Source organism: Coprococcus sp. AF99-45, assembly GCF_027663865.1.
GTDB lineage: Bacteria > Bacillota > Clostridia > Lachnospirales > Lachnospiraceae > Allocoprococcus > Allocoprococcus comes.
Genome location: NZ_JAQDGZ010000005.1, coordinates 98,836 through 114,185 on the forward strand (window position 1 = coordinate 98,836; position 15,350 = coordinate 114,185).

General features: G+C 40.6%; 15 protein-coding genes. 14 read left to right on the plus strand and 1 reads right to left on the minus strand.

Annotation, left to right across the window (positions count from 1 at the left end; all coding sequences use genetic code 11):
- Positions 1-4 precede the first annotated feature (4 nt).
- The 4 genes from PGR14_RS05900 (at position 5) to PGR14_RS05915 (ending at position 4,960) form a co-directional block, all read left to right on the plus strand.
- Positions 5-397, plus strand: a complete 393-nt coding sequence (locus PGR14_RS05900) for a PrgI family protein (protein WP_270223138.1) — start codon at positions 5-7, stop codon at positions 395-397.
- Complete coding sequence (locus tag PGR14_RS05905) at positions 378-2,717, plus strand: VirB4-like conjugal transfer ATPase, CD1110 family (RefSeq protein WP_270223139.1); 2,340 nt, start codon at positions 378-380, stop codon at positions 2,715-2,717. The genes PGR14_RS05900 and PGR14_RS05905 overlap by 20 nt, the downstream gene beginning before the upstream one ends.
- Before the next feature lie 88 nt (positions 2,718-2,805).
- Complete coding sequence (locus PGR14_RS05910; protein WP_005337968.1) at positions 2,806-3,213, plus strand: DUF6075 family protein; 408 nt, start codon at positions 2,806-2,808, stop codon at positions 3,211-3,213.
- 25 nt (positions 3,214-3,238) lie between these two features.
- Entirely contained in the window at positions 3,239-4,960 is a 1,722-nt protein-coding gene (locus tag PGR14_RS05915) for a lysozyme family protein (protein WP_270223141.1), read from the plus strand.
- A 105-nt stretch (positions 4,961-5,065) separates the two neighbouring features.
- On the opposite strand, the gene PGR14_RS05920 is transcribed toward PGR14_RS05915, so the two are convergent.
- Complete coding sequence (locus PGR14_RS05920) at positions 5,066-5,422, minus strand: helix-turn-helix domain-containing protein (RefSeq protein WP_270223142.1); 357 nt, start codon at positions 5,420-5,422, stop codon at positions 5,066-5,068.
- Between the two features lie 326 nt (positions 5,423-5,748).
- Here PGR14_RS05920 and vanR point away from each other — a divergent pair, with 326 nt between their 5' ends.
- The 10 genes from vanR (at position 5,749) to PGR14_RS05970 (ending at position 15,251) form a co-directional block, all read left to right on the plus strand.
- The gene (gene vanR / locus PGR14_RS05925) at positions 5,749-6,444 is read left to right on the plus strand and encodes a VanR-ABDEGLN family response regulator transcription factor (protein ID WP_070101381.1); all 696 of its coding nucleotides are present in this window, start codon (positions 5,749-5,751) and stop codon (positions 6,442-6,444) included.
- A gap of 16 nt (positions 6,445-6,460) precedes the next feature.
- Positions 6,461-6,970, plus strand: coding sequence for a VanZ family protein (locus tag PGR14_RS05930; protein WP_055290350.1), 510 nt, complete (start codon positions 6,461-6,463; stop codon positions 6,968-6,970).
- A gap of 13 nt (positions 6,971-6,983) precedes the next feature.
- Complete coding sequence (locus PGR14_RS05935) at positions 6,984-8,048, plus strand: sensor histidine kinase (protein WP_270223143.1); 1,065 nt, start codon at positions 6,984-6,986, stop codon at positions 8,046-8,048.
- A gap of 139 nt (positions 8,049-8,187) precedes the next feature.
- Positions 8,188-9,075 carry an ABC transporter ATP-binding protein gene (locus PGR14_RS05940; RefSeq protein WP_119241012.1) on the plus strand — a complete coding sequence of 296 codons (888 nt, stop codon included), beginning with the start codon at positions 8,188-8,190 and terminating at the stop codon, positions 9,073-9,075.
- Between the two features lies 1 nt (position 9,076).
- Entirely contained in the window at positions 9,077-10,318 is a 1,242-nt protein-coding gene (locus PGR14_RS05945) for an ABC transporter permease subunit (RefSeq protein WP_270223144.1), read from the plus strand.
- A 460-nt stretch (positions 10,319-10,778) separates the two neighbouring features.
- Positions 10,779-11,249, plus strand: a complete 471-nt coding sequence (locus PGR14_RS05950) for an RNA polymerase sigma factor (protein WP_064786979.1) — start codon at positions 10,779-10,781, stop codon at positions 11,247-11,249.
- Positions 11,250-11,842: 593 nt separating this feature from the next.
- Positions 11,843-12,364: a type II toxin-antitoxin system PemK/MazF family toxin gene (locus PGR14_RS05955; protein ID WP_009243963.1), complete on the plus strand. Its 522-nt coding sequence runs from the start codon at positions 11,843-11,845 to the stop codon at positions 12,362-12,364.
- A 150-nt stretch (positions 12,365-12,514) separates the two neighbouring features.
- Entirely contained in the window at positions 12,515-12,742 is a 228-nt protein-coding gene (locus PGR14_RS05960) for a helix-turn-helix domain-containing protein (protein ID WP_005337954.1), read from the plus strand.
- Positions 12,739-13,956, plus strand: coding sequence for a site-specific integrase (locus tag PGR14_RS05965; RefSeq protein WP_270223145.1), 1,218 nt, complete (start codon positions 12,739-12,741; stop codon positions 13,954-13,956). The genes PGR14_RS05960 and PGR14_RS05965 overlap by 4 nt, the downstream gene beginning before the upstream one ends.
- A 2-nt stretch (positions 13,957-13,958) precedes the next feature.
- Positions 13,959-15,251, plus strand: coding sequence for a site-specific integrase (locus PGR14_RS05970; protein WP_270223146.1), 1,293 nt, complete (start codon positions 13,959-13,961; stop codon positions 15,249-15,251).
- Positions 15,252-15,350: the final 99 nt, after the last annotated feature.

Here is a 15,350-nt window from a genome sequence, read left to right on the forward strand (position 1 = left end):
CGTTTTGGAAGTAAAAATTAACAAGGAAATCAGGGATTACACAGAGGCAATCTTTTTCGGATTGTCCCTGAGACAGTTTATCTTTTCAGGATTAGCCTGCGGGATTGCCGTTGGGCTTTATTTTTTGCTTCACCCATACATGAGTATGGAAACAGTGAGTTGGATTTGTGTACTGGGAGCTGCCCCATGTGTAGTGTTCGGGTTTGTAAAATATCATGGAATGACAGCGGAGCAGTTTATCTGGGCATGGATAAAATCAGAAATCCTGATGCCGAAAAAACTGGTGTTCCAGTCAGAAAATCTTTATTTTGATGCGGTAGAACCAATCATTAAAAAATATGAGAAAGAAAGTCTGAAGAAGGAGGGACGCAAGAAGAATGATAAAAACGCTGAGTAATATTTTCAAGCAGGATAAAGAAAAATTTGTAATTCCAAGAAGCGTACAGCAGGTAATTCCCATCGAGACTATCTGGTCTGATGGGATATTTAAAATCGGGAGAAATAAATTTGCACGTACTTATAAATTTACGGATATCAACTATGCGGTGGCAAGCAAAGTAGATAAGGAAACCATGTTCCTGGAATATATGGATTTATTAAATTCTTTCGATTGCGGTGGAACAACAAAAATAACGATCAATAATCGCCGCTTGAATAAGGTGGATTTTGAAAAAGCAATTCTGATTCCGATGCAGGAGGACGGACTGGATTTATATCGGAAAGAGTACAACAATATGCTTTTAGATAAGGCAACCAGTTCCAACAGCATGGTGCAGGAAAAATATGTGACAGTATCCTGCTATAAGAAAACAATCGAAGAAGCCAGAACGTATTTTGCACGAGTGACAACAGAGCTGAACAGTCATTTTGCAAGATTGGGTTCCAAATGTGTAGAGATAAATGGAGAAGATAAGTTACGGATTCTGCATGATTTTTACCGTACAGGAGAAGAATCTGGTTTCCATTTTGATATTCAGGAGAATATGAGAAAAGGACACAGCTTCAAAGATTATATCTGTCCGGATACCTTTGAATTTGAAAAAGATTATTTCCGCATGGGAGATCGTTATGGAAGGGTACTTTTTCTTCGTGAGTATGCTTCTTACATCAAAGACGATATGATAGCAGAACTGACCGACATGAATCGAAATCTGATGTTGAGTATTGATGTGATTCCGGTTCCGACTGATGAAGCAGTACAGGAAGTGGAAAAACGTCTGCTTGGTGTGGAGACAAATATCACGAACTGGCAGAGACGGCAGAATGCAAACAATAACTTTTCTGCAGTGATTCCTTATGATTTGGAACAGCAGAGAAAAGAGAGTAAAGAGTTTATGGACGATCTGACCACGAGAGATCAACGCATGATGTTTGGAATACTGACTATGGTGCATACGGCAGAATCAAAGAAACAGCTTGACGCAGATACAGAAACACTTCTGACAATTGGACGGAAAAAGTTATGCCAGTTTTCGATTCTAAAATTTCAGCAGATGGACGGACTAAATACAGCACTACCCATCGGACACCGGAAGATTCCAGCAGTCCGCACACTGACTTCGGAGAGTGTAGCAGTGTTGATGCCATTCCGGGTGCAGGAGATTATGGACGCAGGAGGTATCTATTGTGGAGAAAATGCAATCTCCCATAACTTAATCATGTGTAATAAAGAAAAACTGTTGAATCCAAACTCATTCCTTTTGGGTGTGCCGGGAAGTGGAAAATCCTTTAATGCAAAAATGCAGATTGTATTTCTGGCACTGGCAACGCAGGACGATATCCTGATTTGTGATCCAGAGCGAGAGTATGCATCATTAGTTGAAGCAATGGGCGGAGAAGTGGTTCGCATTGCTGCAGGAAGCCGGGATTATATCAATGCAATGGATATGGTAGACGGTTATGGAGATGGCGGTGATCCAGTGATTGAGAAGTCACAGTTTATTTTATCTCTGTTTGAACAGTTGGATAAAAAAGGAATCAATGCAAAGGAACGTTCTATTATTGACCGATGTGTGGGAGAAGTTTATGAGGAATATCAGCATGGCGGAGCAGTGCCGACTTTGCGGGTGCTGCGTGAAAAATTTTTAGAACAGGAAGAACCGGAAGCACAGGATTTGGCACTGGTATCAGAATTATTTACCAATGGAAGTCTGGACGCATTTGCACATGAAAGTAATGTTGATGTGAATAACCGTATCATGGTATACGACATTCTGGATTTAGGAAAACAGTTAAAGACCATGGGACTTCTGGTAATCACTGATGCAATGTTGAACCGGGTAACGGAGAACTGGAAACAGGGAAAGCGAACCCATATTTTCTTAGACGAGTTTCATGTAGTATTTGAAAATGAGTATTCCGGAGCATTTTTTAACTCTGCATGGCGAAGATTTCGTAAGCGTAATGCATTTCCGACAGCAATTACCCAGAACGTGGAATATTTGTTAGATTCTGTTCTTGCAAGTACGATGATTTCCAACAGTCAGTATATCGTGATGCTTAATCAGCCAGAGCGCGATAGGGCAAAATTGGCAACACTCCTAAATATCTCCACAGAACAGATGGGATATATCACAAATGCAGATGCCGGTTGTGGTCTGGTGAAATACGGAAGTTCGCTTGTACCGTTCGTCAATAGATTTCCAACCAATACAAGGTTGTATAAACTGATGACCACAAAGCCGGGAGAGGACAGTATCAACCGGGGAAGAATGTAAAATTAAAAATATTTTGAATAATGAAAAGCAAGGCACTGGAAATCGTCACAATTTGTGGCGTTTTTTAGTGCCGGAAAAGGAGCCAAATATGTCAGAAATCAGATTTTCATCAAAGGAACACGAAAAGTTTTTTTATCAGATGTTAGCTAAATGCGGAAAGCACGACAGTTATTACAGTTCATTTTTCTATTGTGTGGGAATTTCTGAAGATACCAGAAATCATGTTGATCGCATGTTTGATTTTAAAGAGCGTTTGATTAAACCAGAAGCATTGCATGAAGGGTGGCAGACAGGCGGTTCGGCACGATTGACCAGACTGGCTTTCAACTTGTGGAATGGATATGTGGAGAAGGGAGAAGAAAGCTTGTCTACTCCATACGAGATGTTCGATTGTGGCTATGCACCATATTTTTATGAAGCAATCCGCATGAAATACCCGGAATACTGCCGGGAACTGCCACAGGTAAGTAAAAAAGAAACTAATCATGAACGCTAGATAAAGATTCAAATGGAGGAAAGCGATGGATCGTAAGATAAAAACACGCCAAGTCCATAAGGATATTAAAGTATTAGATAAGACGGTTACAGTGACAGACCATATTAAGCAGTCCTATGTCAGAACAAAAGAAAATGTCATGCAATCGACAGAAAGACCTAATGACAGAGAGAATAATCCAGTGGGGTATGCAGAAGATGCGGCCAGCGAGTATGCTGACCGCATCTTTCACGAAACAGGGCATCAGGTACGCAGACAGGCAGGAAAGATTATTGAACGGAAGAAAGAGAAAGCTTCTGTTTCTTCGACAGGCGAAGAAACAGTTTACCAGCCGAAAGAACAAATCCGACCAGTACCGCCTTCAGGCGGGGAAAAGGCACAGGAGCAGGGGAAAAAACTTGCTGTAAAAAAAATCAAGACTGTTGAGCGGGATAAAAGAACCATTAAGACCGGGAAAGCATCGGAGCAGGTTGTAAAGAATACCGGAAAGGGTACCATCAAGACATCTGGAAAATCAGTCAAGACTGCAGAACAGACGGCAAAGACCAGCATTAAGACATCGGAGCAGACTGCAAATGCTTCTGTCCGGGCAATGCATTATTCTATGAAAAAAGCAGAAAAAGCAGTGCAGACAGCAAGGCAGACTGCACAGAATACCAGGATTGCAGTGAAAAAGACAGCAAAAGCGGTAACACATGCAATAAAAGCGGTGATTGAAGCTACAAAAGTATTACTGAGTGCATTGACTGCAGGCGGTTGGATTACGGTTATGATTTTGATTATCGTCATTTTATTTGGTGGATTTCTATGCATGACAGGTGGGGATAATTCCAGTACGGTTTCTTCGGTTAGTGCAGAAGTAGAAGCATACGAACCACTAATCCGTCAGTATGCAAATCAATATGGCATTGGAGAGTATGTGGAACTAATCAAAGCCATTATGATGCAGGAATCAGGTGGGAGAGGACTTGACCCGATGCAGTGTTCAGAAGGGAGCTTTAATACAAAATACCCCAAACAGCCGAATGGAATCACTGATCCAGAGTATTCGATTTCTTGCGGAGTGCAGGAGATAAAAAGCTGTCTGGAACGTGCAGGAGTAAAAAATCCTCTGGATATGGAAAATATTAAACTGGCATTGCAAAGTTACAACTACGGAAATGGATATCTGGAATGGGCGAAAGCCAGAGGTGGATACACCCTTGCAAATGCGGCAGAATTTTCCGATATGATGGCACAGAGAATGGGGTGGAGCAGTTATGGGGACAAGCAGTATGTACCACATGTGCTTCAGTATTATGCATTTGGAAGAATCCCGACAGGCATCGGCAATCAGGCAATCGTTCAGGTGGCAGCATCGCAGGAAGGAAAAGGCGGAACAATCTACTGGAGTTGGTATGGATTTGGAAGCCGGGTAGAGTGGTGTGCCTGCTTTGTGTCATGGTGTGCAGACCAGAGTGGTTATATCCAGAGTGGAGTCATTCCGAAATTTTCTCTTTGTTCGGACGGTGTGAAATGGTTTGAAAGTAAAGGCAGGTTCCGGGACGCCAGTTATACTCCGGCGGCAGGAGATATTATTTTCTTTGACTGGGGAAACAATGGAACGATTGACCACGTTGGAATTGTAGAGAGCGTCAGTGGTGGAACCGTAAATACCATTGAAGGCAACAGTGGGGATAAAGTAGCAAGACGGAGTTATAGTATCGGAAGCAGTAACATTTATGGATATGGTGTTCCGGCATATTAGAGAAAAATGTTGTTTGGAATGATAGCGGAGATATTTATAAAAGAAAATCGCCTTTTTAAAAACGAAAAGAACCAGTGAGAGAATCGTTAAACTTCACTTACTGGTTCAATTCGTTTTAAATTTCTCGGACAACTCTGTCAGCTCTTTCGCAGTTTCTTGAGTGTGATGTAACAGGGTGTCACGCATTTCTGGCGGACAACTGGAATAAAGTATTTTCATCTGATTGGTACCTTCATCCTCCAGAGAAATATCTGGATTTATAAGCGTATCTAAAGAGATGTGCAGGACCTTTGCCAATGCTCTCAAAATCAAATAGGAAGGATTCATTTTTCCCTTTTCAATATTGGCGATTTGCTTTACAGAAACATGGCTCAGATCAGAAAGTTCCTGCTGTGTCAGCTCTTTATTCTTTCGGGCTTTCCGCATTTTCTGCCCTAAAGCAGTTAAATCATCAATCGGCATAATCGTTCACCTCAATAATATTGTATCGTTCCGGTTTATACAAAGGAATAACCTTATCATGCCGGATATAAGGACTAATTATACCGATTTATATTGAGAAATAATCTTGTTAACATTGTATTGCAATAAGTAGAGAACTATAATGTATTATGTTAGAGGATGTATAGTGCATAAAAACATCAAATATGAAATAAGTTTCAGTGATTTTTTTGTTGTCTAAATTCAGAAATTAGGAAAACCTTAATAATTTCTCAGGCAATCCATTGTGAATTTAGATGTTGTATTTGCTATACTTAATTGGATATATGAGCAAAGGAGTTGAAAATATGTCTGAAAAGATATTGATTATAGATGACGAGCAAGATATAGCGGATCTGTTGGAGGTCTACTTGAAAAACGAAAATTACGTCGTTTATAAATTTTACTGCGCAACGGATGCCATGTCGTGTATTGAAAGCGGCGACATTGATCTTGCCATTCTGGATATTATGCTCCCGGATATGAACGGCTTTTCACTTTGCCAGCTTATCCGAAAGAAATATACTTATCCAATCATAATGCTAACGGCTAAAATTGAGGAAACGGATAAAATAACGGGGCTGACATTGGGCGCGGACGATTATGTGACAAAACCTTTTCGCCCACTTGAAGTAGTTGCCAGAGTGAAAGCGCAGTTAAGACGTTACAAGAAATATTCGCCCGGTATCATCACAGAGAAAGTTCCATCGGAACTTTCCTATAACAAATTGTGCTTGAATGTTCAAACCCACGAATGTTTGTTGGATGGGGAACCTGTTTCTCTAACCCCGACAGAATTTTCTATTCTCCACGTCCTTTTGTCAAGTGCTGGAAATGTTGTAAGCATTGAGGAACTGTTTCATGCGGTTTGGAAAGATGAATACTACTCTAAAAACAGCAGCACAATTACTGTGCATATCCGGCATCTGCGCGAGAAACTGAACGATACTTCCGATACTCCGCAGTATATTAAAACGATTTGGGGTGTCGGCTACAAAATTTAAGCGAAAGGAGAACGCTATGAAGAGAAAATCAAATTGTTTGGCAACTATTTTATTCTTAATTTATCTGGCACTTCTGGTTTGGATCATACTGTTCAAACTACAGTTTTCAATCAGTGATCTGGATAAAGTAAGGAGTATAAACCTTATTCCTTTTCACTATGACAAGGAAATTGGAGCAGCATTTCACTTAACAGAGGTACTCGAAAATTTCTTGATTTTTGTTCCTATGGGCATTTATCTTCAAATGCTTCTGCCAAGAACAAAATTATATGTGAAGTTCATGCTGATTGCTGGAACAAGTTTTTTATTGGAAACTATGCAGTATATCTTAGCAGTCGGACGTTCTGATATTACTGATGTACTCACAAATACGGCAGGTGGTCTTTTGGGGCTTGCTGTATATTCGATGGCAGCCCGGTTAATCGGAAATAGAATAAAAGCAAACAGACTGTTTTCCATTCTGGCAGGCATAGTAAGTGTTGTCGTGATTGGCCTACTTGGCTGTCTTCTGTTTGCTAATCGGTAGGAGGTGTATTCTCATGTCGAAGAAAGAAATGACAACAGAAAAGCGCCTTAAAGTGCGCTTATACCTATCATTGCTGGTTTATACCGTTGTTGGATATGGTTTGACCCTTATCTTGGACTACATCTTTTCAAAATTTGACAACGGTATTTTTTCATGGCTCTACTGGCGGCTCGATCTGCTTTTTATTTTGTATCTGATGATCGGCTTTGTATGTATTTTCAATTACTATTGGAAAAAGCCGTGGGGCTATCTGGATGAAGTAATTGATGCGACCCAAACGGTCTATGAGCAGAACAATCATACCGTATCATTGTCTGACCCACTGAAAGAATTGGAGGCACAACTCAATCAAATCAAAATGTCTGTTCTGTTGAGCAAACGGGCTGCAAAGCAGGCAGAAGAAAAGAAAAATGAAATTATTATGTATCTGGCACATGATATACGCACCCCTCTCACAACGGTAATCGGCTATTTGAGCCTGCTCCATGAAGCCCCTGACATGCCTGAACAGCAAAAGGAAAAGTATGTAAAAGTTGCGTTGAATAAGGCAGAACGCCTTGAAAAGCTCATCAATGAACTTTTTGAAATTACCAAGTACAATGCACATACGGTCATTATCAAAAAAGAAAATATAGATTTACATTGTTTGATTGCGCAGGTAATAGATGAAATATACCCGACACTCTCTGCAAATGGCAACACGGCGGTATTTACTGCGGAGGACAACTTATCTGTGAACGCTGATCCCGAAAAGCTGGCGAGAGTTTTCAGTAACCTTTTACGAAATGCAGCGTCATATAGCTACCCGCAGACAGAGATTACTATATCCGCCAAACGGTTAGAGCATGATATACAGATCACTTTTGAAAATCGTGGAAAAACAATTCCACAGGAACAGCTTAACAGTATATTTGAAAAATTCAATCGCTTGGATGATGCTCGGCTTTCTAATACAGGTGGTGCGGGGCTTGGCCTTTCTATTGCGGAAGAAATTATACATTTACATGGTGGAAAGATTACTGCATCCAGTCAAAATGAAACCATAGACTTTGTGATTACATTACCCCTTTCCGCTTAGGAAAATAAGAATGTGATCTTAGGAATTACTTAGGAATTTAAGCGTGTGATTTTTGAGATTGAAAAGCCTTTGTTCGGTACAATGATATCGAACAAGGGCTTTTTATTGTTCAGCTGAAGCAAAAGAAAGGAGTGTAAGCATGGAACTGAAAATAGAGCATTTAAGCAAGCAGTTCAAAGACAAAACAGCAGTAAATGATGTCAATCTGACGTTGACTCCCGGCGTTTGGGGACTTTTGGGGGCGAATGGTGCAGGGAAAACCACGCTCATGCGCATGATTGCTGATATTATGACACCAACCAACGGAGCGGTTTACTATGACGGAAAAGACATTCGAGAGTTAGGTGAAGTCTACCGAAGCAAGTTTGGCTTTCTACCGCAGGATTTTGGGTATCACCGGGATTTTACGGTCAAAGATTATTTGGAGTATATGGCTGCGCTGAAAGATATTCCTACAAGGGCAACTACCAAAAAGATCAATTATTTGTTGGACATTCTTTCGCTCTCCGATGTGAAAAAGAAAAAAATCTCCAATCTGTCAGGCGGCATGAAGCGTCGTGTTGGTATTGCGCAGGCTATGTTGAACGACCCGGAGATACTTGTCATGGACGAACCGACAGCAGGACTTGATCCCGGAGAGCGCGTGCGTCTGCGGAATTTCATTTCCGAATTTTCGCATGATCGAATCGTGTTGATTTCCACCCATATCGTATCTGACATAGAATATATTTCTACGCGCAACGCAATTATGAAAGCCGGAGAAATTGTTGATGTCGGAACTACCGCAGAACTTGTCAAGCGGATTGAGGGCAAGGTTTGGAATTGCATAATTCCGACCTCAAAGCTGCCGGAATGTGAAATGCGGCTGCGCATTATCAATCAGCGAGGCGAAGATCACAATCAGGTTTCTATTCGTTATCTGTCCGAACATTCGGAAATTGATGGGTCTGTTACAACGGAGCCACGATTGGAAGATCTGTATCTGTGGTTGTTCCCGCAGACAGACTTGGAAAAGGAGGACAGATAATATGCGGCTCTTTAGACTTGAACTAAAACGTATTTTGAAGTCACGGCGTACCATGATTTTACTTGCAATCGCACTTTTGCTTTCCGTAGCCATGGCATACCTGCCTATTTCATTTGAGGGTATTAACCGTCCAAACGAAGATGGCACGGTTACAGAATTAGATGGCTTGGCAGCTATCAAGTACAAACAAGATTTATATAAAACATCCGCTGGTGAAGTGACCCCGGATAGGATCAAATCGGCTTTGGAAACTTATCAAAGCTGCGTTCGAGAATATGGGCCGGTCGAGGAAGATGGCTTTCCTCTGACGGTATATGTTGAAAAAATCGTCCCGTTCCGTCACTTGCTGATGGGTCTGTCCGAAGCGTTTGCTGATCCATCAACAGGCATTGGTGCTGATTTAATGGATATTGACCCGAATGACATTGACGGAGCCTATTACGAAAAGTGCGCAGAACATTTACAGGATGTCATGCGGAATGAGCAAAGAGAAAACGAAACCGCACAGCAGAAAGCTCTTGAAAAATATTCAGAACTTGATACGCCATTTTATCTTCATTCTGGAATTTCTAAAGATGCATTTGATTATATTGAGTTTTATATTTTGTTCCTTGCTATTTTGTGTGTGGCAATCGCAGCACCTACTTTCGCCGGAGAATATCAAACGGGCGGTGATAGCATCCTGCGAACCACCAAATATGGGCATAAACAATTAGCAATTACCAAAATTCTGGCGGCATTTACACTTTTCGTTGTTACTTTCCTTGTTGGGATCACGGTACACATTCTGATTTTAGATGCAGCGTTCGGGACGGATTGCTTAAAAACATCGTTTCAGATGCGATACTCTATCATTAATCTGCCAAACATCAATCTGGGGCAGTTGCAGATAATTCTCGCAGCAGCGGGCTTACTTTCTGTATTAGCAACGGTTAGCTGTACGTTGTTCCTGTCTGCAAAATGTAAAGACACATTGACAGTTTTGCTGATCTCTATTGTAGTTCTTCTCATGCCGCTTTTTGCTTATGTGGCGATGGGAGCAACATGGCTCTCTACCATACTTCCATCTGCCGGAATTGGTATGCAGAACAATTTCCTTTCTCAGCTTGCAGATTTCAATTACCTGAATATCGGTGGAATGAGTTTCTGGACACCGCATGTTATTTTGATTTCGGCAGGAATTGAATTATTTGTGTTTACATTCTTGGCGATTCATTCCTATTGCAGACATCAGGTAGCATAAAAGAAGTTCAGAATAGAACGAATAGGTTATCTGCCGCGCGACGGCAAAAGAAAAAAAGCCGTCGCAGAGCAGACACATTTTCACGCGCCTATGAAGCGGCGGCTTTGATTTCCAGAGCCGCCGTTTCTTTGCGTTTACACAAACCAATGACGACTTGCAGGGACACGGTAGCCGATTGGAGGTTATTTTGCCGTGTCTCGTTTGCGTTTTCAAACGTCGCATGATCTACTACATCAGTTAAAAAAAGGGTTGCTCCTCCTCCAGGCAAGTATAGCATTGCATCGGCACGATCGTTCCATGTAATCCAGTATAATAGTGGCTGTTCTTGGCGCGCCAGTTTTCCATCGCGGAAATCTGGCGTTTTTTGTTTCCAATTTTTAGAAAATACTCGGACAATATGTCGATGTCGTGCCCCGCCTACTGATCTGAATTTAAAAAAATTCAGATTGGAGGAAAGGACATGGAAGGCAGACAGCCAAAAAGAAGAAAAGATAAATATAACCCATATGAAATCTATGAGAAGGACGGAAAATATTATGTTTCATTCCGCAATGGTGAAAAAGAGTACAAGGATTTGGAAATAGGAAAGAATGTATATGAGGCTTTTAATACGTTTGAATTGCAGGACGTGTCGCATATGAATGTTGTGGACAGGCATCTGGAACAGTCAGAAATCTGGGATTCCAGTTTATATGAACGAGTATTTCAGAAAGAGGAAGGTGTAGAGGATACTGTTCTGAATAAACTGGAAGCAGAACGGTTACATAGTGCAATCCAGCAGTTGTCGGAAATTCAGAGAAGACGATTGATGAAGTATTATTTTGAAGATAAGAATTATGAGCAGATTGCACAGGAAGAAGGCTGCTCTTTTCAGATGGTAGCAAAGTCTGTAAAAGCAGCAATCAGAAATTTGAAAAAGATTTTGAGATAGTGGGTTGAAAAATAGCGTTTAAGTGAGGAAACAGGTGGAAAGAGAAATATTCTGATCCGCCTGTTTCTTCTTTTGTCACGAAAAGACTGGGGAGCGGGACGAACCTTGACAAATTCATATACATTCATCAGACACATTCCTGTTGTTATCGTGATGAGCGTAAGCCACATTAACAGATACGCCATAACACAGGCTGGGTAAAGACAGCGAAATCCCACCCGTATACTTCCTTTTGGTTTCAGTTTGTATTACCCGGACTGTTGAGCGAAAAATATCTGGTTATAACTGTCAGATTGCTTCTGGCAAGGCGATGACAGACAACAGGCATAATGATACTCCTGTCCGGTCATAAAGTCGTGTATACAAAATATTTCTTTGATGCCGCAACAAGTGAGGGCAGCTTCAGGAGATTCCTGGAGAGGAAAACTCCTAATCCCATATATTTATTTTAGATAAAATCCTGTGGAGCTGATTAGCAGTCAGCCGTCTGATGATTTCCCAATTACAAGTCGGGGCGTCGGGGACAAATAGGCTTGTATTTTACATATTTAGGGATAACAACAGTTAGAAAGACGAGAGGAGATAAAGCAAAGATGGAAGATAGAAACGTCAGGCGTGGGGATATTTATCACGCCGACCTTGATCCTGTATTTGGAAGTGAGCAGGGCGGTTATCGTCCGGTGCTGGTGATTCAGAATAATATAGGAAATCAATACAGTCCGACAGTGATCGTGGCAGCAATTACAAGTAAAGAAAAAATGAAACTGCCGACACACATTGCAGTCCCGGAAATGGAAGGTTTGGAAAAGGATTCTGTAGTGCTGTTGGAGCAGCTTAGAACTTTAGATAAAAGACGGTTGGAAAATTATGTGTGTACCTTAGATCGTACTGAAATGGAGAAAATCAATAAAGCAATCCGAAGAAGTACCGGGATACCGAAGATAATTGAAAAACCGTTAGTCGTGAGCCTGTGCAGAGTATGTGCAGGCAATTTTTATGAGGTGCCGGGACGTTATATCCGGCGGGTGAATCCGGAGCAGCGATATAAGGAATTATGTATGTTCTGCAATGTCCGGAATGGGTACGACTATTATATAGGAAGAAAGAACAAGTAACACGTAAAAGTCAAGTGTGCGATTTGAAAATTCGCACATTGGACGATGTAGACGAAAATGGATATCTTAGTGGTGTACCGTTTTTAGATGTTACACAGTTAAAAACTACCGGTAGTAAAGCGCAAAGATTAGGACGAGGAGGATAACGTCATGGCAATGATAGAGAATGAAATGGAAAAGAAAGTATATAAAGTAGAAGATGTTCAAAATTTGCTTGGGCTGGGACGCTCCAAGGCATATGAATTTATAGAAAATGTTTATTATGACAGAAAACCATTCCGGGTGTTGAAGATTGGCAGATCTTATCGTATCCCATGCAATTCTTTTGATAAGTGGCTGAATGGAGACGAGGAGAGAGAAAGAGTGAGAGCAGAATGAAACAGAAAGAAACGCAGCAGGAGACAATGTCAAAGGAAAAGAGAGTTGTCTTTTTTGAAGGAAAATCATGGTATCACAGAACCAAAGAGCTGCAGGACGATCTGACGACAAAATATGGGAAAAAAGGTGGATTTGAAACGCCGGAAGAAGCAGAGAAAAGTTACTGGGAATATGAAAAGAGATACCAGAAGAAGCAGAGAAATCTCCAGATTGCAAAAATGCAAAAGACAGATGTGATGCTTGGCGATTATCTGGAATACTGGTTTGAAAATATTTTCAGTCCGAGAATTGAGACAACCACGAGAATGGTTGGAGCATATACCTTATATAATCTGATTCTTCCGAGTATGGAAGCGGATATCAAATTAAAATACATTTCAGTAGAGTATTTAGATGCTCTACTGGAACGTGTCGCGAAAATCTGTCCTTCAGCGGGAAATAAAGGGCGGGAGCTTTTGAGCATCGCCATGAAAGATGCAGCAGGAGATAAGTTCATAAGCTATAATCCAATGCCTGAGACAAAGCCATATCCGAGAGCAAAACCAAAGGTAAGGGTATTAGGCAAAGAAAAATTGAAGTTTTTTCTTGAAGCTGCGAGCAAGAATCCTTGGTATCTGGAAATTTTACTGGGACTGTTTTGTGGATTACGAAAAGGAGAAATTCTTGGATTGAAATTTCAGGATTTTGATTTTGAAAAACAGACCGTCAGAATTAGCAGACAGCTTGTTGGAAACCTGAAACTGAAAGAAAAAGAATTTACGGTTACGGAATATGCTGTTATTGAACGGAATCCAAAGACTGAGAATAGTTATCGGATATTAAGAGTTCCGAAAGTAGTGATGCGGGAAGTAAAACGCAGACAGCAGTTGATTGAATTGCGAAAAACTGATCCGGGCATAGAATACAAGAATTTTGATTATGTATGTTGTCAGGAAAATGGCGAACCCCGATCATTAACGGCAATGAATCAGGCACTTACGAAAATCTGTAACAGAAATGGATTGCCAAATATCACCGTACATGGACTCAGACATATGTTTGCGACCATTTTAATTGAGCTTGGAGTTCCATTGTTTAAAATATCTGGTCTGTTAGGTCATAGTTCCGTTCATACGACTTACGAATATTATTGTGAGATTATGGACGAGCAAGATAAGATTATTGCGTTTGTAAATAATACATTTGTACCACAACAAACCGGAACGGAGGGATAGCCATGCATAAGACCTTTGACTTTAAGAAATATGTAGAATATAAGGTCTATTCGGTGACAACAATCAAAAAGGGATATGGATTTCGTGTGTTGCTGACGTTTGCAGACGAAAGTACAAAAACGCAGCAACATGCGGGATTCACGACCAAAAGAGAAGCCAATGCATTTCGTGATGAAGTCATTGGACAGCTACATACCGGAACCTATATTGTGTATGGGAAAATCCGGGTAGAGGAGTTTATGATCTTCTGGCTGGAAGATATTATGCGTCCCCGAATAACAGACGACACATATACAACTTACAAAAGTGCCATTAGGAATTATATCGTTCCACAGCTTGGAAAAATGTATATGTCTACACTGAATCAGGGGTATATCAGAAAATTATATAATACAGTTGCAGAAAAGTACGAATCAGTTGCGAAAAATGTCAGGACGATCATGAAAACATCATTGGAGTATGCATTTAACAAAAATGTATTGGCAACTAATCCTGCGAAGGGAATCAATTTACCGAAGAAAATAAAAAAGACAGAGTATCGTGTTCTGAAAATCGACGAAAAGAAAACATTGACACTTCCGCAGGTGCTACAGTTGATTGAGGCAAGTAAAGAAACACCGATTCATATGCAGATTTTATTTGCTGTATTGATGGGGCTCAGAAGAAGTGAAATCAACGGTTTGAAATACAGTGATGTCGATTACATTCACAGGACGTTGAGAGTCGAGCGTCAGTTGGGAAAGAAGCCAAACAGTAAAGCAGAAGACTGTGCACCTAAGATGTTGACAAAGCAGGAAATTAAAACAAAAACACCTGCTGGTGTGCGTGAACTTCCAATACCGGATTATGTATTTGAAGCAATTCTGGAAGAACGGAAAACTTATGAGAAGAACCGCAGACGCAGACCAAAAGAGTTCCGGGACTGGAATTATATTTGTTGTTCTACATATGGGAATCCAAGGAGTAAAGGCTTTCATCAGAAATACTATAAAGACTTGTTGAAATCCTTGGATTTGCCTGATATTCATTTTCACCAGTTGAGAAATACCTATGCAACTATTTTGCTGAAGAATAGCTTTAATTCAAAAGGTGTTTCGCATTTATTGGGACATGCCAAGGAAATCATATCAGTAGATGTCTATGGAGATACGCAGGAAATCATAGAAGACTGTCTGGATATATTGGAACCATTTATTGAAGAAGTTATTCCAAAAGAGCGGAAAGATCAGTATTATGATTATTCAGAAGTGATTGAAATAGACTTAATTCTGGAGGAATATTTCCACGCAGCATGATAAAAAATAGAATAGTAGTGAGAGAGAAAAGTACAAATAAGAATCGAACATTTGTACTTTTTTCTTGCCTTCATCTATATACTTTCAAAAAAATGTCTG